This is a genomic window from Christensenellaceae bacterium, from assembly GCA_031260975.1.
GTDB lineage: Bacteria > Bacillota > Clostridia > Christensenellales > UBA1242 > JAISKJ01.
In genome coordinates this window covers 1-20,326 of sequence record JAISKJ010000005.1, presented here as the reverse complement: position 1 = coordinate 20,326, position 20,326 = coordinate 1, and the positions used below count along the sequence as shown (strand labels likewise).

Genomic DNA, 20,326 nt, shown 5'->3' with positions numbered 1-20,326 from the left:
AATACACACTACTTAGACTTGTCACCATCATCAGGCTTCGTTTCTTCTTTTTTGTCTTCAATAGCCGTTTTCGGCTGTTTCGACCCCTTAGTCGCAGCCTTTAAACGCACATTTGTACCGTTTTCAGCCGACTTTTTCGTCACTGTTTTAGCGGGTTTAACGGCCGTCTCATCGGTCGGCTTTTTGACAGTTTTAGCAGTAGAATTTTCTTTGGCGGCATCCTCTTTATTTTTCAAGTTTTCATATTTTTCCTTGGCCGCGGCAATTATTTTGTTGGCTTCTTCCCGAGTCTTCGCCATCTCTCTCGCGTCAATCACTTCCGCCTTAAATAATGCCTCAGCACTTCTCAGCCTTACCGCCTGTTCTTTTTGAACTTTATCCAACTCTATCTCAGCCCGCTCAAGCTCCACTCTGGCCTTGTTTCGAGCTTCGTTTTCTTCCATAACCTTGATGATTTCATCCTTAGTTTTGCCCTGCATAACAAGCTCAACTTCTTCGCTGTAGATAGTCTCCTTTGCAAGTAGCAGCTCGGCCATAGTGTTTAATTTGTGCAGATTTTCTTTAAGCATTGTTTTTGCTCGGTCATAACAGTCTTTCAGTATTTTTGCAACCTCGGCGTCAATTTCGGCAGCCTTGCTTTCAGAATAATCTACCTGCGTTTGATAGCTTCTGCCAATAAATACTTCACCGCTTGCAGAGTGATAATTAATTGCTCCAAGGTCACTCATACCCCACTCAACAACCATCTTTCGGGCAAGGGCTGTTGCTCGTTCTATATCATTGGCGGCACCGGTCAAAATGTCTCCGACAGTTATTTCTTCAGCAGCACGTCCTCCATAGAATGAACATATCTCATCAAGCAGCTTGTTTTTTGACATATACACATCGTCGTTGTCCGGACGGCTGTAAGTATAACCTCCCGCGCCGCCTCTGGGTATTATCGAAACCTCCTGAACACTGTTGCAATAGGTCAAAACTTTTTGCAATATTGCATGCCCTGCTTCGTGATAAGCGGTAATTCTTCGGTCATTGTCGGTTACAACTCTGCTCTTCTTCTGCGGACCCATAATGACCTTATTTATGCCTTCGGTTACATCTTTCATTGTGATTTTCTTGTGTTCCTGCTTAGCAGCGATAATTGCTGCTTCGTTGAGCACATTCTCTATGTCAGCACCGGTGAAGCCTGCCGTTATTCTTGAAAGCGTCTTAAAGTTTACATCCTTATCCAAAGGCTTATTTTTGCTGTGAACCTCAAATATCTTTTCGCGCCCGCGTACATCCGGCGGATAAACATAAATCTGTCTGTCAAACCGACCGGGCCGCAGCAGTGCGGGATCCAAAACATCACTTCGGTTGGTTGCGGCGATTACAATTACGCCCTCATTTCCTTCAAAACCATCCATCTGAACAAGCAGCTGGTTAAGGGTCTGTTCACGCTCGTCGTTTCCGCCTCCAAGTCCTGCTCCGCGTTGACGGCCCACTGCGTCAATCTCATCAATAAACACCAGACATGGAGCATGACGCTTAGCTTGGTCAAACAGGTCTCTCACTCTGGACGCACCAACACCCACAAACATTTCAACAAAGTCAGAGCCGCTTATTGAAAAGAACGGCACATTACTTTCGCCGGCAATAGCTTTGGCCAGCAGTGTCTTTCCTGTTCCCGGGGGCCCAACAAGCAATATCCCTTTGGGTATCTTGGCTCCAAGCTCAGTAAACTTCTGCGGGTTTTTCAAAAATTCCACCACTTCCTGAAGCTCTTCTCTTTCTTCGTCAATTCCGGCAACGTCACTAAAGCGTACTTTCACATTTTGAGCGGGCGTAGTTTTGGTTCTGCCAAAATTCATGCTCTTTGAATTTGCGCCCATAACACCACGTAGCATAACAAAGCACAATCCAATCGCCAATACTATCATAAGCAGAAGAGGCCAATTTGCTTCAAGCCATGATTGTCTGATAATTTCTGAATTATAAGTAATCTGCGCTCTGGTCCCGGTAGGGTTGTTGATAGCCACATCCGCATTGTGAGCATCTATCCAGCCAATCAGTATTTCAAGCTCGCTTCCGGTGCTGTAAGTAAAGTAATAATCGCTGTTTTTCGGAAATTCTTTTACGTCAGAGCCTATTTTCAATATCTTACCTTCACCGCTAGCAATATATATCTGAAGAACCATATCATTTTCTATCAGATACTGCACACTGTTTGGATTGCTTGGAGTACCCTCTCCAATCAGATTTACTTTTTCTCCCGGTTTACTGCCGTTAAAAGCAAACAGCAACAAAGCAAATATTACTACTATTCCTATTAATACCGTCCATTTCAATATAGATGAACTTTTCAAAATGATACCTCCGTTGGTCTTATATAATTACTATATAATACTTCTGTAAACCTAATTGTAGCACAAAGCCGTTTTTAAATCAAACAATATAACATTAGTACTTCAAAATTTATTGCATAATTTAAGTGCTCTAAATCCACTTGTTTGCTCAATTTTGTTGATAAAATGATACTAGTATGATATAATTCTTTTTGAACAATACTTAAAATTATACCCAAATCAAAAACAAGCTTTTAGGAGATAAACAAATGAGTGTACCTATAATTATAGATATAGTTTTTGTGGCTCTGGTGGCGATACTTGCAATAATCGGCCTGATAAAAGGGTTTGCTCAGTCGGCACTGTCACTGATAGGCTCGTTTGTGTCAATAGTGCTGGCGATTCTTGTGGCAAAACCATTCGGAGCGCTGATAAATGCAATATTCGGCTCCAACGGATTTTTCGGAGGAAAAATAGCCGAAGTTTTCTATGGATTTAATGATGTTTTCGGGATGGTGCAGACAGGCGGACTAACGGCCACTGAAGCTTATAACACCGCAAGTGCTGCAAAGGGCGGAATATTCGATTTCTTATATAAATATATATTCGCCGACCACGGCGTGGCTCCGGGAGGCACGCTGGGAGGCGCCATAGGAGATGTACTTGGGCCTCTTGCCACTATAGTATTAGCCGCAATTATCGCATTTATACTGATACGAATTATAGTGGCTATTCTCAGCAGTCTGATGAAGCGCTTGACAGAATTCAGTATAATCGGCGGCATAGACAAAGTTTTGGGATTCATCTTCGGAGCGGCAAAAGGACTGCTGTTCACGGCCTTTGTATGTGCGATGCTGTCAGCGCTTACTATAGTATTCCCGTCAATCAGTGATTCCACAAGACCAATACTTGATGACACTAAAATCGTAAAGATTGTATATGACAAAACCGATGAGCTCACTCGCGATTATCTGGGCAATAAGCTAAGAGACTTTGCCAACAGCATCCTCGGAGAAGAAGAGGCCTCAGGCTCAGGTGAAGAAACTTCGGGTGCACGTCCAAACATAGCACCTGTGTTAAGGCTCACCAATCAATCAAATACGCTGATAGAAATATGTAACTACTATCTACCAAAATACAACAACGCATAAAAAATTATTATAAAACTCTTTTTAAACCTAATAATATCCTGCAACACCGCAAAAAAGCCACCGACATTCGGTGGTTTTTTATATATTATTTTCACAAGTCACGGCTCATTAAACACGGGGTATGCCCGCTGCTATACAACTTGTCTGACATGCCCATTTAAACAAAACCCCTGCCTTTATAATACCCTATTAAATCCCTATTTGTAGCTAAACAATCTATAACTATCTTTTTTATTCCCTCAGCTTTGCACATTTCAAACATATGCTCCATAAGAGCGGCACCTCCGCCGCTTTCAATGCTGGCAAGATTTTTTAATACTCTGGCATCTGGCGAAAGTTCACCCCATAAACTATCTCCTGAAAGCAAAACTCCGCATGCAATAATTTTATCGGTTTCTTTTAATATATACATATGTTCGTTTGTTATGTGGTTCAGAAAAAAATCTTTGCCATACCTTTGCGTGTAGCCCCTCCATTGATCTATTTCCTTTTCTTTCAGCCATTCTTCTTTATTTTGAAATATTTTAAAAATCTCGTCAAGGTCATCTTTACGTGCGAGCAAAAATTCTGTGTTCTCTGTGTTTTTCATAAACTTTTTCCTCTCAACTTATCCACAGTTTCTGAGCCTTTAGTGGACAACTTAATTATACCTTGCTTGCTTCTGTCAACCCCATTTTTTGAAAAATGTGAGATTCTTTCGTTTTTTAAAAACACTTTTTGTTTTTGAGTTGTCCACATTTTATTTCTTAAAATAATACTAAAAGTCTGTCCGCAAATTTAAACTCAAAAACCAGCCCGCGGACACACATAAAGCTCGCACCTCATCGGACTTATTCCGCCATATTATTTTACAACATTAGCGCGTCCCACTTCCTGTCACCAATTTACTATCTTTCAAACACAAGTCTCCGGGCATGTATTATCCCCACTTCAGTCGAAACGATTCCTTACATGCTGCATAATCCACATATAGTTATTAATATATAACCATATGTCCCATATTCGCTATATCTCATGCCAACGTTAAATCAAAATCTGCCCCATCCTCTCTTTTTCCTTTCTCTTAAAGCAAATTCCATTCATTCCTTTTTAAATGCCGAGAGAAATTCAAGCAGCCTCTATAAACATTTATTCATAAATCTTGATAGGACCCCTCTCCATTAAAAGAGTTTTTACCCCACCCACCAATTCAAAATATTACAGCGGTCACTTTATAGATAAACGATTAAAAATACTCAAGAGCAAATTCCTTATCTATTGCTACTGCATTTTTCAATATACCAATAGTCTCTATATAATAATTATGCTACTGTTCAATCCATACTTCAAAGATTGCAACTCTAATAAACCTACTTGCTGTCATATTAAAAAAGTTTTTAATCAGCCTGTTATAAATGTCTTAAGAGCTATTAGCAGACCAAACAAAAAAACTAAACATACAGCTGACATCTTAAAGCCTTAATGAGCTTCATGTCAATAAACCATGCCTATCTTATAGCTCACAAAGATAAAGACAATGCCGAAATAATATAATATACCGACTTCTTATATTGCGTTCTCTCTATATAATAACCATGTCCTCTTAAAGCTATCCTTATAAATGTTTCACATGAAACATTTTGTTGGTACATTCAGGTATAACGCAAACTCATAAACCCAGCCCATTAGATAAATATCAAAGCGGCAATTATCCTCCCTTTAAAACACATAAAAACCGGGAATGTGGCCTTCAATCATTAAAGCGCTATTATTTTTCATAACAAAACCACGCTGTACATTCAACAAATTATGTTTAATGCCAATTGTTTCATGTGAAACAATATAAAAGTCAGAACATAAGAACATCCTGACAATTACAAGTGCCAACACTTTCCGGATAATAATACATAAGCGTCAAAAGCATAAGGAAAAATAGTTAAAGATTATTTGATTATAAATGTTGCATTGCATATAGTAGGCACACAATTAATATATTAAGGCTTGCATAGCATAACAATCGCCGTCGCTAAAACAATCCCGCCTAAAAGAAGTAAAGCGTACCATATATTCCATCTGCGTTATAATAAAAAGGGCCTAAGCATAATTGTTTCACGTGAAACAATTTATGGCAACACCTTAAAAACAATAATCACAAATGTCTAACGATTAATCAAAACCATCAACTCATCAATATACTAAATCACTTTTTATAAACCTAATTTTTCCTTACAGTTATATAAATATAACATAATTCTACTTAAAACCATCAAAATGGCCATTTTGAAGGGATAAAAATGGCCACATCTCACCAAAACCCGTATTTCGGCCCATATGACACAATACCCACCATTCGATAGATTTATCGAGAAAACTTTTTTCGTGTCATATGGCGAAAGAAAATTGGGGGGTGCGCATGGACCCCATGGTCTCAAATGTAATTGTTTGTAAAATTCGACCATTTTCTTAATCTGGGCCATTTTGCCATCAAACCCTGACTATATCCGCATCACAATCGCTTCCACGTCGATATCATAGAGCGGGCAATTAAAGCTGCTTTCACGCCGTGTCTATACCACAACTGTTTCACATGAAACAATTGGCAGCATTTGTACAAACTCAAAAAGCTCAGACATAATTTAGTCCGTAAGATGCATCGTTAGTCATACATGTCCCAAATGGGAGAACAACTCTTGCACGCTTTAATTTGTAATAATAATGCAGTGCTTTAAAAGCGATTGTTTCACGTGAAACAATCAGCCCAATTGTCATCACTATCGGGCTACGAAAGGGCAGACCCAACAAGCAGCAAGCCCCCTCCCCAGCAAATGTTTCACATGAAACATTTGCAGCAGGGTAGTGTAAAAACATACTTTATGCACATTTTATTGGCACGCTGGGACATCTTTCAATCATTTTAATAGTTCTGAGATGGTTTTGCAGTATTCTCATAACTTACACTATTAAGCAATTTACCCATAGGCAGCTTCTCTCAAAAAAGTTGGGCCTCTTTAAGTGCAGCTCACAAAAGAAGCCACCGACATGCGGTGGCTTCTTTTTTATTCCTTATTTTTATTTTGTTGTGCCTGTTCAACAATTTCAGCTATGCGGTCTAAGTCGTCACGGTTATAATAATCTATATATATTCTTCCTCGTTTGTCGTTACCCAAAGCCGATACCTTTGTAGCAAACAAGCGCTGCATCTCACCAATTAGAGTTTTAAGCTCCAAGCTTTGTTCTTTCTGTTCTTGTTTCTTAGTGGCCTTATTTGGATCAAGCTGTTCTCTTACTGCCTTTTCAAGATCACGCACTGTCATTCTATTGTCGCATGCTTGATTAGCAAGCTCTATCTGTGTATCCTTGTCAGTAACCACAACCAGACATCTGGCATGTCCTGCACTAAGCTTATTATCCTCTATCATAGATACAACTTCGGGGCAGAGGGTGAGCAGTCTCAGCGTGTTTGCAATAGCAGGCCTACTTTTACCTATTCTGTCAGCCACTGTTTCCTGAGTGAAGCCATAACCATCCATAAGCTGCCTAATCGCCCTGGCGGCTTCTACCGGATTAAGGTCTTCTCTCTGAAGGTTCTCAATCAAAGATACTTCTTTAACCTGTTTGTCATCATAATGTTTTACCACACAAGGAATTGTCCGTTTGCCTGCAATGAGAGACGCTCTGAAACGGCGTTCTCCTGCAATAATCATATATCTGCCTTTGTTCTCATTTACAATAATAGGCTGAATAACACCGTGCTGTTTGATTGATTCTGCCAGCTCCTTCAGTGAAGTTGGATTAAAATTCTTACGGGGCTGGTTTTTATTGGGGTCAATAAGTTTAATGTCTATTTCCAAAATTCCGTCTTCATTATTCCTATTTGGCAAAGCCTCAATTCTCATTGCATGGGCAGTCTCAACCTTAGGCTCAACAGGCTTTATCTGTATAGGCTTTCTCTCAACCGGTTTTTCCGTTTCAGCCAACTTTTTAACAACCTTTGCATCAGTTGCCTCTTCCTCTTCGTCATCATTATATACCGAGAACAACGCATCAAGTCCTCTTCCTAAACCTTTTTTAATCATATTTCTTTTCCGCCTTTTACTCAGGCGCTTCCTCCTTTTTAATCACTAAACTTGGTGTGTTTGGTTATTTTTTTATAACTATCTTTATTTCTTTTCAGAAATTCCTCGCTAAGTTCCAGATATGCAACAGCTCCTTTGCTTTTGGGGTCATAAATCATTATGGTTTCACCGTGGCTTGGAGCTTCGGCCAATCTTACACTTCGGGGAATTACCGTCTCATAAACCTTGCTACCAAAAAATCTTCTTATTTCCTGTGAAACCTGATTTACCAGATTAGAACGGCTGTCCTTCATAGTGAGAACAACGCCCTCAACACTAAGATTGGGGTTAAGGTGTTTTTTAACAAGCTTTATGGTGTTCATAAGCTGACTTAGCCCCTCCAATGCAAAAAATTCGCATTGAATAGGAATTACTACTGCATCCGACGCCGTAAGAGCATTAACTGTCAGAAGCCCCAGCGAAGGAGGGCAGTCAATGCAAATATAGTCATAACTGTTTCTGAGTTTATATAAAATCTCCTTAACTACCTTTTCGCGGCCATCCATCTGCACAAGCTCAATCTCGGCTCCAGCCAAGTCAACTGTTGAAGGAATGATATCCAGACCCTTGACAGTTGTGCGCTTTACCACATCTTCAGCGTTACTTTCTCCGCCGATAGCGTCATAAAGTGTAGCCAGCTTGCCGGTTTTGTCAATTCCGACACCGCTTGTGGAGTTTCCCTGCGGGTCCATGTCCACAATCAGCACCCTTTTACCCATCGCCGCGATATACGCCGCCATATTTATACAAGTTGTAGTTTTTCCTACGCCACCTTTCTGGTTGGCAAAAGCAATAATTTTTCCCATGTTGCCTCCTTGAGTATACCTAATTATATCACAAACTAAAAAGGATATAAAGAGTTTTTTACAATTTTCTTCTTATTGCACAGCAACAAAACTGACGGGCCTACAAAGACGCGGGCTTATTACGAAGTAACAAGACTGACGGACCTACAAAGACGCGGGACTTATTAGGAAGTAGCAGAACCGATGAGCCTACAACGACGAGATTCCTATTGTGTAGCAACAAAAACTGTCAAACTTATATATTTATAATTTTTAATGATTATTTTGCTTTTTAGCCTTGATATATACCATAAGCACAGCAATATCCGCGGGTGAAACACCGCTTATTCTCATAGCCTGACCCAGATTTATGGGCTTGATTTTATTTAGCTTCAAAAAAGCCTCTGTCCGCAAGCCCTTTATAGCAGAGTAGTCGAACACAGGGTCAAGAGCTGCTTTCTCGCTTTGTTTCATACGTTCTATATTCTCGGCCTCTTTTGTCAAAAACCCTTCATATTTTGTTTCTATATTTATGTGTTCCACCACAGCCTTTGGGTACTTCGTCAAAAATCCAAGCTCCAAAATATCATGCGCCGAAATATTACTGCGTTTTATCAGGTCTTTTATGGTTATCCCTTGTTTGGTGGGGCTTTCGTTGTGTTTTTTTAAAAATTCGCTTGCAATACCCATAGGAACAACTGTTTTTAGTTCTTTATTGGCTTTTTCTATCTGTTTTTTCTTTTTGAGCAGCAGTTTATATCTTATATCATCCACCAGCCCAATTTTTCTGCCGATTTCAGTAAGCCTGATATCGGCATTATCCTGACGCAGATGCAGCCTATATTCAGCCCGGCTTGTCATCATTCTATATGGCTCATTAGTGCCCTTAGTAACAAGGTCATCAATAAGCACACCTATATAGGCTTGGTCTCTGCCCAAAACAAGGGGTTTTTTATCCTCAAGATGCATAACCGAATTTATTCCTGCAATAAGACCCTGAGCCGCCCCTTCCTCATATCCGCTGGTGCCGTTTATTTGGCCGGCAAAAAATAAACCCTTTATGTGTTTGGCTTCAAGTGAAGGTTTTAGACTCAGCGAATTTATGCAATCATACTCAATCGCATAAGCATATCGCATAATCTGCACATTTTCAAAACCCTTAACGCTACTATACATTTTTTGCTGAACATCAATTGGCAAGCTTGAACTGAACCCTTGCACATAAATTTCATAAGAATCCAACGCTTCCGGCTCCAAAAATATCTGATGCCGCTCTTTATCAGCAAATCTCACCACTTTATCTTCAATTGAAGGGCAGTATCTCGGCCCCACCCCCTTAATCATTCCCGCATAAAGAGGGGAGCGGTGCAAATTGGCTTTTATAATATTATGTGTGTTTTGATTGGTATAACCCAGATAACACTTACAGACATTGGGGGGGCTCTTTTTTGTCAGATATGAAAAAGTCTGAATATCGTTGTCGCCGTTTTGCTCCTCAAAACTCCCAAAATCAATGCTTGCCCCGTGCACCCGAGCAGGCGTTCCCGTTTTAAAGCGTAAAATTTCAAATCCCAGCTTCTTCAAACTGTCACTGAGACCCACCGCATTCAAAAAACCGTTGGGCCCTTGATTTTTTGTATATTCACCTATTATAACGCGGCTGTCAAGATATACCCCTGTGGCCACAACTATTGAATTACAATTTATTACTTCGCCACATGCAGTTTTCACACCTAAAACAATATCATCTTTTGTCAAAATTTCTACAGCCTCGGCCTGTTTGATAAACAAATTTGGAGCAGCCTCCAGCGTCTGCTTCATAGAAGCATGATACTTATTCTTATCCACTTGTGCCCTTAGGCTATGCACAGCTGCACCCTTTCCGAGATTAAGCATCCTCAGCTGCAAAATTGTTTTATCGGCATTTATTCCCATCTGGCCGCCCAGAGCATCAATCTCGCTGACCAACTGTCCCTTGGCCGTTCCGCCAATGCTCGGGTTGCATGCCAAAAAAGCTATACTGTCAAGGTTCATAGTCAACAGCAGGGTTTTGTGCCCCAAACGCGAGATAGCTAAACACGCCTCGCTTCCGGCGTGTCCGCTGCCTATTACAACTGCATCAAAATTGTTTTCCATAAGTTTCTCCAACATCAAATATTTGAGTTCTAAGTCCTCAAAAATATCTCTTTTTATATAAATTTACTACAGAGTTTAGTTTCAACCGATTGGTCGCGAAACAAGCTCAGCATTCGTGAAACATTTACATTGCCTCTTTTTTCTATGTTTCACAAGGTTTTCAGCTCCAAACCCAACAGTCGGATATGACCGACCAATAGGTCGCCGCCTGATTTTCATGTTTATGGGCCAACGAAAACACAGAGTTCACTTGCCTAGACAGAACTTAGAGAAAATTGCATCTATTACCACTTCATCAGCGCCCTCTCCTGTGATTTTGCCTAAAACCTCCCAGACTTGTTTTATGTCAACAGCCACGCAATCCAGACTGTTTTGAAGCAACTGCGGCAGAGTTTTTCCAATTATATAAAGAGCTTCATTCAAAGCCTCAGTGTGACGCAGATTTAAAAGAATGGTTTCATTTGCCACAACGCCACCTACCGTCTTTTTAAAAATTGCTTCCTTAAGCTCTGTTATGCCAATATTATTTTTAGCGCTTATTTTTATGATATCAAACTTGTCTTTAATCAAACCATAATCAATCTTGTCGCCGCTGTCAATTTTGTTGACCACCACAAAACACTCTTTGCCGCCAAGCAGACTCATGCTTTGCTTGTCCTCCTTGGTTATGCCGGTAGAGCTATCCAGCAAAAGCAAAATTATATCAGCGGCCTCAGTCATAGCTTTGGCCTTGTCTATGCCAATTCTTTCAATCTTATTTTGAGTGTCCCGGATGCCGGCCGTGTCACTTAGATTAAATTTTATATCCTTATATATATACGTCCCTTCAACCACATCGCGGGTAGTTCCTGCAATATCTGTTACAATAGCCTTTTCAAAGTTCAACATAGTGTTCAGAAGGCTACTCTTGCCTACATTAGGCTTGCCTAAAATCAACACCGACACGCCATGCTTCAGCAACATTCCTGTTTTGGCACCATCCAAAAGCTGGTTGAGGGTATTCTCAATTACCGTTAGTCTCTTTTTAATATTTTCAGAAGTTTCATATTCTATGTCGTGTTCCGGATAATCCAAATTAACCTCAATCTCTGCCAGAATATCGGTAAGAGCATTTTGCATGGCTTTAACTATCTTAAACAGCTTTCCGTCAAACAGGTTAAAGGCCGCCCGCGCCTCAGCGTTTGATGCCGCATTTATCAAATCTATCACGCCTTCGGCACTGTCAAGACTAAGCTTTCCGTTTACAAACGCCCGCTTGCTAAACTCCCCGGGGTCAGCAAGTCTGGCACCGTTTCTAAGGCATAACTCAAGTATTTTATTACAAATATATACACCGCCATGGCAATGTATTTCAACCACATCTTCACCCGTATACGAATTTGGGTCCTTAAAAAATACCGCCAAACATTGTTCTTTCAGTTCCTTGTTATTTATTTCACCCAAATACATATATCTCGGAACCATCTTTAATATCTCTTTTGCAGAGGTATCTCTACTGACAGCGGAGATACCTTCTCCTGCTTTATAGGGTATAAAAAACTGTGACAGCACTTTCAGGCTGTTTTCACCGCTTATTCTAACTATCCCGACCCCGCCTGTGCCTTTGGGCGTAGCGATTGCCGCAATTGTCTCCGATTTCATGCGTCAATTATAACACAAAGTGTTGATATATATCAACACTTTGTGTTAAAACTTAACTTCTCTCACAAATATTTCATGCAGGCATGATTATTTTGTTTCGCTTATAACACAACTTTTTTACAAACACAATAAACTCCAACTTCATTAAATATGAAAAACACCTTTATCGGTGGTTTTCATTGTTATAGAAAGTAATAGCTAAAAAAATCACAGATACTCATAACTACGCGTATAAGGATTATAATATTCCGGACCGCTGCTACCGTCAAAATCTTTGACATAACCGTAACTGTGAGTGTCAGGATTATAATATTCAATACCGCCTTCTTCTCTTCCTGCACAACTTTCATTTAAAAGAACATTGGCGCAAATTGCCAAGTCATCATCCGACACACAAGGACACATATGCCCAAATTTAATAAGCCCTTTTTTGCCTGATTTTATTATCGCCGCCTCGCTTGTTATAAGCCTATCAGCTATGACCATAGCTTGAAGAACTGCTTCCTTTGCGTCTCTTATAAACACTTCTTCATTGCTTATTTCCATAGAAATATTTCCGTCAAAACCGTTCTCAAGCAAAGTTTCCGCATCTCTGGACAACAGCTCACGCAGCACCACTCCGCCCTCAAGCTCAACTTGCATTGCTTTTTCAATCGCTTCGGCCTGTTCACTTGCCGCTGAATTTTCTGTTTTCAGCCTTATATGTTCTCTTTTCAACAACTCACTTGCCACAGAGCCGTATAGTTTAACGGCATTTGTCACCGCCACATCCAAAGCCGCTGCCTGAGATGAATATTCTGTGCTGCCCAATTCATAAAGTGCTTTATCTCTCAATTTTATAGCTGTCTCATAAATAAATCCGTTTGCTTCCTTATTATAGCCGGTACCCGCCAAATCCTTTAATGTAAAGGCTTTATCTCTTGACCGTTCACCGACCGCCTTTTTTCCGCTGAAAATGTCACGAAATGCCATAATCTGTCTCCTTTTGCTTATATATTGTATTATTATTAACATTATAACATACCCGATTGCCCAAGTAAACAGTCAGTTAAAAAGTACGGCCATAAAATTGTACTTCTAATTATGGTAGATAATTAACCAGCGTATATAATAACAAACATGCGGCTAAGAGAGTATCGGGCAAAACAAGTTGTGAAAAAACACCAAAAATGCTACAATACTGTTGTGGTTATCACTCAGTTTAAGATAGAAAACTTCAGAAGTTTTGATAAGTTTAGCACAAAGCTCACCTCAGGGCTCAATATTTTTGTGGGCAAAAACGCACAGGGCAAGACCAACCTGCTTGAAAGCATCTATTTTTGCGGGGTAGGCAAGAGCTCACGAACAAACAAAGAGAAGGAACTAATTAAGTGGGACAAAGAACGTGCCCGAATATCAGTGGAACTTGAAAAGCAATATAACAACTGTAAAATAGACGTATTTTTGTCTAAGGCCGACAAAAAGACAATTAGAATAAACGGTATACCTATTAAACGAATGGGTGAGCTGATGGGTGAGCTGATGGTTATATATTTTTCGCCTGATGAAATACGGCTTATAAAAGACGCCCCTCAAGATAGGCGCCGCTTTATGGATATCGATATATCGCAAATGAGTAAGCATTATTTCTATTTACTTTTGCGTTATGAAAAAATTTTAAACCAGCGAAATAAACTGCTTAAACAAACCAAAAGTCTGTCGGTTTTAAAGGATATGCTGTCTGTGTGGGATAGTCAGCTTGCAGAGACTGCCGGAAAAATTATCATAAGCCGCATAAAGTTTATCACATTACTCAGCCCCTTTGCTGCCGAAATACATTCTTATATCACCGACGGCAAAGAAGACCTCACACTGAGTTATCAGGGTGTCGTTGGAAAAGATGATAAGGATATCACTGAAAAGCTCTTGAAAGCTTATTCTCAATCCATTGAGAAAGATTTCGACTTGGGATACACTACCGTTGGACCGCATAGGGATGATATAAAAGTAATGATAAACGATATTGACATCCGCAGCTTCGGTAGCCAAGGCCAGCAGCGGCTGGCTACACTTTCAATGAAGCTTGCTGAGCTTAAAATCTTTAAATCCGAAAAGGGTGAGACACCCGTGCTGCTGCTTGATGACGTTTTAAGCGAGCTTGACAGTGCCCGCCAGCGGCGGTTTTTGGATAAAATTAAAGGGCTCCAAATAATTTTAACCTGCACCAAATACGATTATACGTTGGGGCCAAACGACCAAAAAATTCAAATAGACGCAACTGTCGAGTTTCATTAAAAATAATTATGAATGCTCAGTATTTTCCTGCGTTTGTGAAACATTGATTTTTTTATTTCATGCATGTTTCACGGCTGTTTTTACTCTCCGACCCCATGGTCTGAGGTCCTCGACCGATTGGTCGCGTGCCTATTTTAGTGATTTTGCGGCAATTTTACATATAATATCAAAAAATAACCCTCATCATTAAAAAACATTTTTAAATATCAAAATTTTATGATAGAATATCCAAAAATCCGCACAATAAGGTCAGCGCAACTGTAAAACATTTGACCTTGCTGCTTTGCAACAGAAGGGGAATATCAATGCAACAAATAAAGCTGCTTAATTTTCATAAGTCCATAGCTTCATTTGCCACGGGTATAATCGGAACATTTATACCCCTTTTAATTTATCAGAAAACAGGCTCTATCCTTTTTGCCTTTTTATTTTTTGCGTCATATCTTTTGTTGGGAGTATTATTTGACACCATTTTCAAAAAACTATATCAAAAATACCCCCAGATATTTTTGGTTCTGCGAATATTTCCCATCCTTATATATGTGCTGAGTATTCTGCTGTTTGATTATAATATAATGCTCGGCGCCGTAATTGTCTGTATTTTTCAGGCTCTTTCTGTCTCGTTTCAAGACCTGCCCAAAGAAAACATATTTAACTACAGCAGCGGCGGACAGAACACAGGCAAATCGCTGGGCTGGACAAGATTTTTAGAACAGTGCGGACAGGTCAGTGCCATTGTTGCGGGCGGTCTGCTTCTGGATTATCTTAACACTTATGTTGTCATTATTATTTCAGTTATTGTATATCTAATATCGGCAATACCGCTTTTGATATATTACTTCAAAGAGCGTAATAACCCAACATTCAACAAAGAATCAGTAAGCAACGCTATTGAAACCTTTAAAGATATACGAATAAAGAATGTGCAATACCGCAGGGTTACACGCCAAATGTTTTTGGGCTACGGCACTGTCTATACACTGTTTTGCGCGCTTGACGCCCTGATGCCCATGCTTATGATATATATGTTTGTAAACGGAGCAGGTTCCTTTGCATATGCCGGTTATATGCAGGCGCTGTGGTATCTGACATTTAGCGGTGGGCAGATATTTGTGTCAAAAATAGACGCCAAAAAAGATACCACCAAGCTGGCTGTGGGAGCGGCGCTAACAATGGCTGCATTGGTCTGCGCTCTGCCGTTTGCCATAAGCCACCCGTGGCTTATACTAATACTTGTGACAATAGCGGGGTTATGCTACGGCCCCATAAGCTATCACTCAATGGTGCGGCTGCTTGAGCGCTCCCGAATTATGGGCTGCAGCGGACACATAATATACGGGCGAAGGCTGGGGATTTCAATAGGTCCTGCCATACCATCACTTGTCGCCTGTGCGTTTTTGATGCCGGGGTTCTTTGTAATAAGCGGAATGGTAATAGCTTTTGCAATATTTATGCCGATAAACGACGAAGCAATGCGTAAAAATATGGTGGACTATCTGCAAAATAACAACTTATACTAGCGACCCGCAATCACAAAAACAAATCAAACTTCATATATTTGTAACAAAAATAACAGTATTTGGGAATTTTTCAAAAATATTGTTGTTTTTTATATTGTTTTAGTGTAAAATACAAGCATCTACAAATACTAATTTTAATCCTTGGAGTTCAGATGTTATTTTATATATATCAGCCAGCTTTAATAGTATTTGCCGCACTACTTGTTGTGTGTTTTTGTTTGATGTTTTTGAAAAAACCCGACAAACAATCAAAGTTCTTTAAAACTTTGGCTCTAGTATTGGCGGGTCTGTTTTTTCTGCGTTATATGAGCGGACACAACTATCTGGAAAGTATAGTTGCCCTGACAAACCCAGAAATAAGCAGTGACTTTCTTACTTCTGTTGTAATTGTTCTGGATTGGCTTAATATTGCGGCTATGTTCATTGTGGTGCTCAATGCCTTCTTTGATATTAAAATAAATAAATTCCTTATAATGTATTTTGTCGTTCCTGTTGCTCTTTGCAACGCAGGATTTTTGTATTGGAGCATTATAGGTCTCAGCGGAACCACAGCCACCTATAGCTTTGATGCTAAAACACTCTTTTATGTGCTTGAACAAGCAGCGCTGCTCGGCATCGCACTGTGTTTTGCCATAAAATACCGCAAATTTAAAATGACCGCAAAAGAAGTAGGCATCTTTTTTGCCTGCCTTTTTGGTATACTGCTCTGCACTATGCCGGCTTATTCATTGCGCGCCTTGTTTGGAGGCGGCCCCAGCGTTGAAATATTAGACTTTACACTTAGCCACCGTATAGCAATTTATCTTGGGTTTGTTTTTCCGGCAGTACTATTTTTTCTGCTTAAAAACAAAGACTACGAAACCAAGCGTTATGTCATTATATTTATAGCACTGTCAACGCTGACAACCTTCCTTAACAACTTTCTGCTCTCAGATATGCTCAATCTCAGTCTGCCGCTTCATCTTTGCCACACAGCAATGTATATTTTGGTCATAAGTTTGATATTCAAAATGAAGAGGCTTTTCTACTTTACGCTGTTTATAAATGTTCTGGGAGCTTTTCTTGCAATACTTATGCCCGACTACAGCTCCGGAACACTGTTCGCCCCGGGTTATGTCATATTCTGGGTAAACCATTGGACGGCATTCTTTATGCCGCTGCTGACAGTTATGCTTGGAGTTTTCGGCAGGCCAAAGTGGAAGCAGTTTATGTATTCTATGATAGCGTTTGGCGTATACTTCTTCCTCATAATATTTATCAACGCATGGTTCAGCAATTATCTCACAAAGGTAGATTACTTCTTTGTAAACAGTAACTTCGTAGCTGAAAAATTGGGCAAATGGGCCGAAGACTTGCTGCTTGTTGTGGCTCAGTTTAAAATAGGTGACTTGTCGTTTACGTTATATCCGCTATATCAAGTGCTGTTCTTCTTTGTATATTGCGCCATGGGTGTAGGAATTTGGTTTATATATGAAACAGCCTATGATGTAGGGAATTCGCTTGTGGTGCTGTTTGAAAAGAAGAAAAAGATAAAGATGGATGAGCTTGCGCTCTCTATACAGATAAAAGAGCGGGGCAGCACAACAAACAAAGAAGGAGAGGATATGTTAAAGATTACAAACTTTTCAAAAAAATACGGCAACTCAGAAAAGTTCGCCGTAACAAATGCAAACCTTGAGGTACATGGCGGCGAAATATTTGGCTTTCTGGGGCCAAATGGAGCCGGAAAGAGCACCATCATAAAGAGCGTTGTAGGCATTCAGCCGATAACAAGCGGAAAGATTGAAGTTTGCGGATATGATGTAGAAAAGCAAAGCGTGGATGCCAAATATAACATAGGCTTTGTGCCTGACCACTATGCACTTTATGAAAGGCTTACAGGAAGAGAATACATAAACTATATGGCTGACCTTTATAAGGTTTCAAAAGAGAATAGGGACAACCGTATTCAGCACTTTGTTGATATATTTGAGCTTAACCATGCCTTTGACAACCAAATTAAAACCTATTCACACGGTATGAAACAAAAAATAGCTATTATGGCAGCACTCATTCACGAGCCCAAGCTGTGGATACTTGACGAACCTCTCACCGGGCTTGACCCAAACAGTATCTATCAGGTTAAAGAAACTATGAAAGCGCATGCCAAAAAAGGCAATATAGTATTCTTCAGCAGTCACATAATAGATGTAGTGGAAAATATCTGTGACCGCATAGCCATAATCAAAAAAGGTAAAATCATATATGACACATCTATGAAAGACCTGAGCAAAGACGGCAAGCGTCTTGAAGAAGTATATCTAAGTCACATAGGAAGTAAAGGAGCGGAGCGCGATTGATGAAAGAAACAGGCAATAAAAGCACCAATAAATTCAAAAAAGCAATGCTGTATGTTGCCGTTTTATTTGTCGCATTTTTCAGCATAATCCTCCGTGGAATTAAGTTTGTTTGGGGCTATATTGCTTATGTCTTTATTAGAGCCGCACTATATATTGCCAAACTGTTTAGGCCTTTGTATATCAAAACAACAGGGCTTCGCACGCTTGTAAAAATGCAGTTGAAAGATAAAATTGACATGTCATGGCTGCGCAGCAAAAAGGGGATAATCTTTAAAACAGTTTTTACTATAATCGGCTTCGCTGTGATTACCGTTGCAATTTGGGGTATACTGAAACTGTGTGTATTAACACCTATTTTGAGTGTAACCGGCAGGCTTGACGCCAAAATAATCGTGTTTGTGTTTACTATAATGCAGGTTCTGTCAATTATTACTGTAACGCTGGGGCTTTCAAAATCGCTGTATTTTGCTGACGACAATAAGATGCTGCTCACTCTGCCCGTTAAACCCGACACCCTGTTTTTCAGCAAAATTATAGTATATTACATAACCGAACTGAAAAAGAGTTTCTCTTATATGATGCCACTGTTTGCCGCTTTCGGAATTTTAAACGGATATCCTCTTATATACTTTCTCATAGCAATTGTCGGTTTCTTATTTGTAGCGTTGTTTGTAGTATTATTGTCAGCGCTTCTGTCAATTCCCGCCATGTTTGTTACTTCTTTTTTGAAGCGCAATCCTTATATTCAGATGGGCGTGCTTGCCATTGTTCTCAGTGCCATAGCTTTGGGTTTTATATGGCTTATGGGGCAGGTGCCCGCCAACCTAAACCTAATACTAAATATAGAACAATACTTTACGGGAATACGCGATTTCCTTGAATATTTCCAAGAAAGTATTGCTGTGCCTTTCTATTATCTGACACATATGCTGGCGGGTGAAGAGGCTATGTATGTATACCACGCCTTTACGCTTACGGGTCTTTTCACACTGCTTGTGTTAATCGGTTCAATAGGTATACTTAGCTTGGCATCTTGGTTTTTGGCCAGACCCCTGTTTTTCAGAATGACCAGCAAGCAGTTTGAATACCGAAAAAATACAATAAAAAGAAAGCATCAAAACAAAAAACACAATGAATTCGCTTCATCATTCAAAAAAGAGCTTATTCTAAACACCCGCACACCCTCGGCATTCTTCAGCACTTTTGTGTTTGTGTTTATACTGCCGTTTGCAATACTTCTGCTTAATACTATATTTACAAGTATGGCCACTAGTCTTCGCGGAAATATGATGTGTATAGCCTTTAATGTACTTATTATGCTGCTGATACTTTTGACCAACAACACTTCAAACGCCTCACTGTTTTCAAAGGAAGGGGCCGCAGTATATCTTTTAAAAACCAAGCCCGCCACTTATATTTCATCGATGTTTTCAAAGATTTCACTAAACTACCTGCTTTCGGTGATATCTTTGGTGCTTGCCACTGTGTTTCTTCAGCAGACACTTGCAGTGGGTCCGGCAATATATATGCCAATATTCTTTATAGTACTGTTTGTATTCACCGCCCACCTGCTGTGGAGCGTTGATATGGATATTACCAATCCGCAATACAAATTCTATCATGATGGAGTTCATTCCACAACCAACCCCAACGAAATAAAAAGTACCGTCCTTGCGTTTGTGCTCTCATTGTTCTTCTTTGGCTGGACATTCTTTTTGATGCTTGACGACGCCAAAACCGTCTGGATAAAGATTATGCTGATAGCAATGGCTCTTTTGGGGCTGAGGGTTTATCTCAACCTGTCAAAAGCCAAAGTCTACTTCAAGGATATATAGGAGGCCGCTGCATGAAAAAAGTAACCATGATATCAGTTGTTGTCATCTATATCATCAGCATCGTTCTGGTGGGCTATTTTGGCATGGCCTTCACTAGCTATAATCCTACTATTTATGCCACTTCCATTGAAATAACCAGCAACCACAACGTTCAGCTCGGCGGAGAAATAACAAAAATCATAAAGTTAAGCTCAGGTGAAGACAGATATGAGCTGACGTGGAGAGTTTTG

Annotated in this window: 13 protein-coding genes; 6 read left to right on the top strand and 7 right to left on the bottom strand. The window is 40.0% G+C overall.

All coding sequences use genetic code 11. From position 1 onward, the window contains the following. Positions 1–8: 8 nt before the first annotated feature. Entirely contained in the window at positions 9–2,174 is a 2,166-nt protein-coding gene (gene ftsH, locus LBN07_04695) for an ATP-dependent zinc metalloprotease FtsH (GenBank protein ID MDR0850745.1), read from the bottom strand. A gap of 416 nt (positions 2,175–2,590) precedes the next feature. Here ftsH and LBN07_04690 point away from each other — a divergent pair, with 416 nt between their 5' ends. Further along, positions 2,591–3,472 carry a CvpA family protein gene (locus LBN07_04690; protein ID MDR0850744.1) on the top strand — a complete coding sequence of 294 codons (882 nt, stop codon included), beginning with the start codon at positions 2,591–2,593 and terminating at the stop codon, positions 3,470–3,472. A gap of 157 nt (positions 3,473–3,629) precedes the next feature. Here the strand turns inward: LBN07_04690 and LBN07_04685 are convergent, their stop codons facing one another. The 6 genes from LBN07_04685 to LBN07_04660 form a co-directional block, all read right to left on the bottom strand. After that, positions 3,630–4,061, bottom strand: coding sequence for a GNAT family N-acetyltransferase (locus LBN07_04685; GenBank protein MDR0850743.1), 432 nt, complete (start codon positions 4,059–4,061; stop codon positions 3,630–3,632). A gap of 2,446 nt (positions 4,062–6,507) precedes the next feature. Further along, positions 6,508–7,527 carry a ParB/RepB/Spo0J family partition protein gene (locus LBN07_04680; GenBank protein ID MDR0850742.1) on the bottom strand — a complete coding sequence of 340 codons (1,020 nt, stop codon included), beginning with the start codon at positions 7,525–7,527 and terminating at the stop codon, positions 6,508–6,510. Between the two features lie 38 nt (positions 7,528–7,565). Beyond that, complete coding sequence (locus LBN07_04675) at positions 7,566–8,372, bottom strand: AAA family ATPase (protein MDR0850741.1); 807 nt, start codon at positions 8,370–8,372, stop codon at positions 7,566–7,568. 252 nt (positions 8,373–8,624) lie between these two features. Continuing rightward, positions 8,625–10,487: a tRNA uridine-5-carboxymethylaminomethyl(34) synthesis enzyme MnmG gene (gene mnmG / locus LBN07_04670; GenBank protein ID MDR0850740.1), complete on the bottom strand. Its 1,863-nt coding sequence runs from the start codon at positions 10,485–10,487 to the stop codon at positions 8,625–8,627. Between the two features lie 246 nt (positions 10,488–10,733). Continuing rightward, complete coding sequence (gene mnmE / locus LBN07_04665) at positions 10,734–12,128, bottom strand: tRNA uridine-5-carboxymethylaminomethyl(34) synthesis GTPase MnmE (GenBank protein ID MDR0850739.1); 1,395 nt, start codon at positions 12,126–12,128, stop codon at positions 10,734–10,736. Positions 12,129–12,335: 207 nt separating this feature from the next. Further along, positions 12,336–13,100, bottom strand: coding sequence for a hypothetical protein (locus tag LBN07_04660; GenBank protein MDR0850738.1), 765 nt, complete (start codon positions 13,098–13,100; stop codon positions 12,336–12,338). A gap of 147 nt (positions 13,101–13,247) precedes the next feature. Here LBN07_04660 and recF point away from each other — a divergent pair, with 147 nt between their 5' ends. The 5 genes from recF to LBN07_04635 form a co-directional block, all read left to right on the top strand. After that, positions 13,248–14,402, top strand: a complete 1,155-nt coding sequence (gene recF / locus LBN07_04655) for a DNA replication/repair protein RecF (GenBank protein ID MDR0850737.1) — start codon at positions 13,248–13,250, stop codon at positions 14,400–14,402. A 305-nt stretch (positions 14,403–14,707) separates the two neighbouring features. Then, complete coding sequence (locus tag LBN07_04650; protein ID MDR0850736.1) at positions 14,708–15,922, top strand: MFS transporter; 1,215 nt, start codon at positions 14,708–14,710, stop codon at positions 15,920–15,922. Between the two features lie 152 nt (positions 15,923–16,074). After that, positions 16,075–18,261 carry a YwaF family protein gene (locus tag LBN07_04645; protein MDR0850735.1) on the top strand — a complete coding sequence of 729 codons (2,187 nt, stop codon included), beginning with the start codon at positions 16,075–16,077 and terminating at the stop codon, positions 18,259–18,261. Further along, positions 18,261–20,096: a hypothetical protein gene (locus LBN07_04640; GenBank protein MDR0850734.1), complete on the top strand. Its 1,836-nt coding sequence runs from the start codon at positions 18,261–18,263 to the stop codon at positions 20,094–20,096. The genes LBN07_04645 and LBN07_04640 overlap by 1 nt, the downstream gene beginning before the upstream one ends. Before the next feature lie 11 nt (positions 20,097–20,107). Beyond that, positions 20,108–20,326: hypothetical protein (locus tag LBN07_04635; protein ID MDR0850733.1), on the top strand; the 219-nt coding region annotated here is incomplete at its 3' end.

Coding starts and splice junctions, on each gene's coding strand:
- ftsH (MDR0850745.1), bottom strand. CDS start 2,174: ATGGTTCTTCAGATATATATTGCTAGCGGTGAAGGTAAGATATTGAAA.
- LBN07_04690 (MDR0850744.1), top strand. CDS start 2,591: ATGAGTGTACCTATAATTATAGATATAGTTTTTGTGGCTCTGGTGGCG.
- LBN07_04685 (MDR0850743.1), bottom strand. CDS start 4,061: ATGAAAAACACAGAGAACACAGAATTTTTGCTCGCACGTAAAGATGAC.
- LBN07_04680 (MDR0850742.1), bottom strand. CDS start 7,527: ATGATTAAAAAAGGTTTAGGAAGAGGACTTGATGCGTTGTTCTCGGTA.
- LBN07_04675 (MDR0850741.1), bottom strand. CDS start 8,372: ATGGGAAAAATTATTGCTTTTGCCAACCAGAAAGGTGGCGTAGGAAAA.
- mnmG (MDR0850740.1), bottom strand. CDS start 10,487: ATGGAAAACAATTTTGATGCAGTTGTAATAGGCAGCGGACACGCCGGA.
- mnmE (MDR0850739.1), bottom strand. CDS start 12,128: ATGAAATCGGAGACAATTGCGGCAATCGCTACGCCCAAAGGCACAGGC.
- LBN07_04660 (MDR0850738.1), bottom strand. CDS start 13,100: ATGGCATTTCGTGACATTTTCAGCGGAAAAAAGGCGGTCGGTGAACGG.
- recF (MDR0850737.1), top strand. CDS start 13,248: ATGCGGCTAAGAGAGTATCGGGCAAAACAAGTTGTGAAAAAACACCAA.
- LBN07_04650 (MDR0850736.1), top strand. CDS start 14,708: ATGCAACAAATAAAGCTGCTTAATTTTCATAAGTCCATAGCTTCATTT.
- LBN07_04645 (MDR0850735.1), top strand. CDS start 16,075: ATGTTATTTTATATATATCAGCCAGCTTTAATAGTATTTGCCGCACTA.
- LBN07_04640 (MDR0850734.1), top strand. CDS start 18,261: ATGAAAGAAACAGGCAATAAAAGCACCAATAAATTCAAAAAAGCAATG.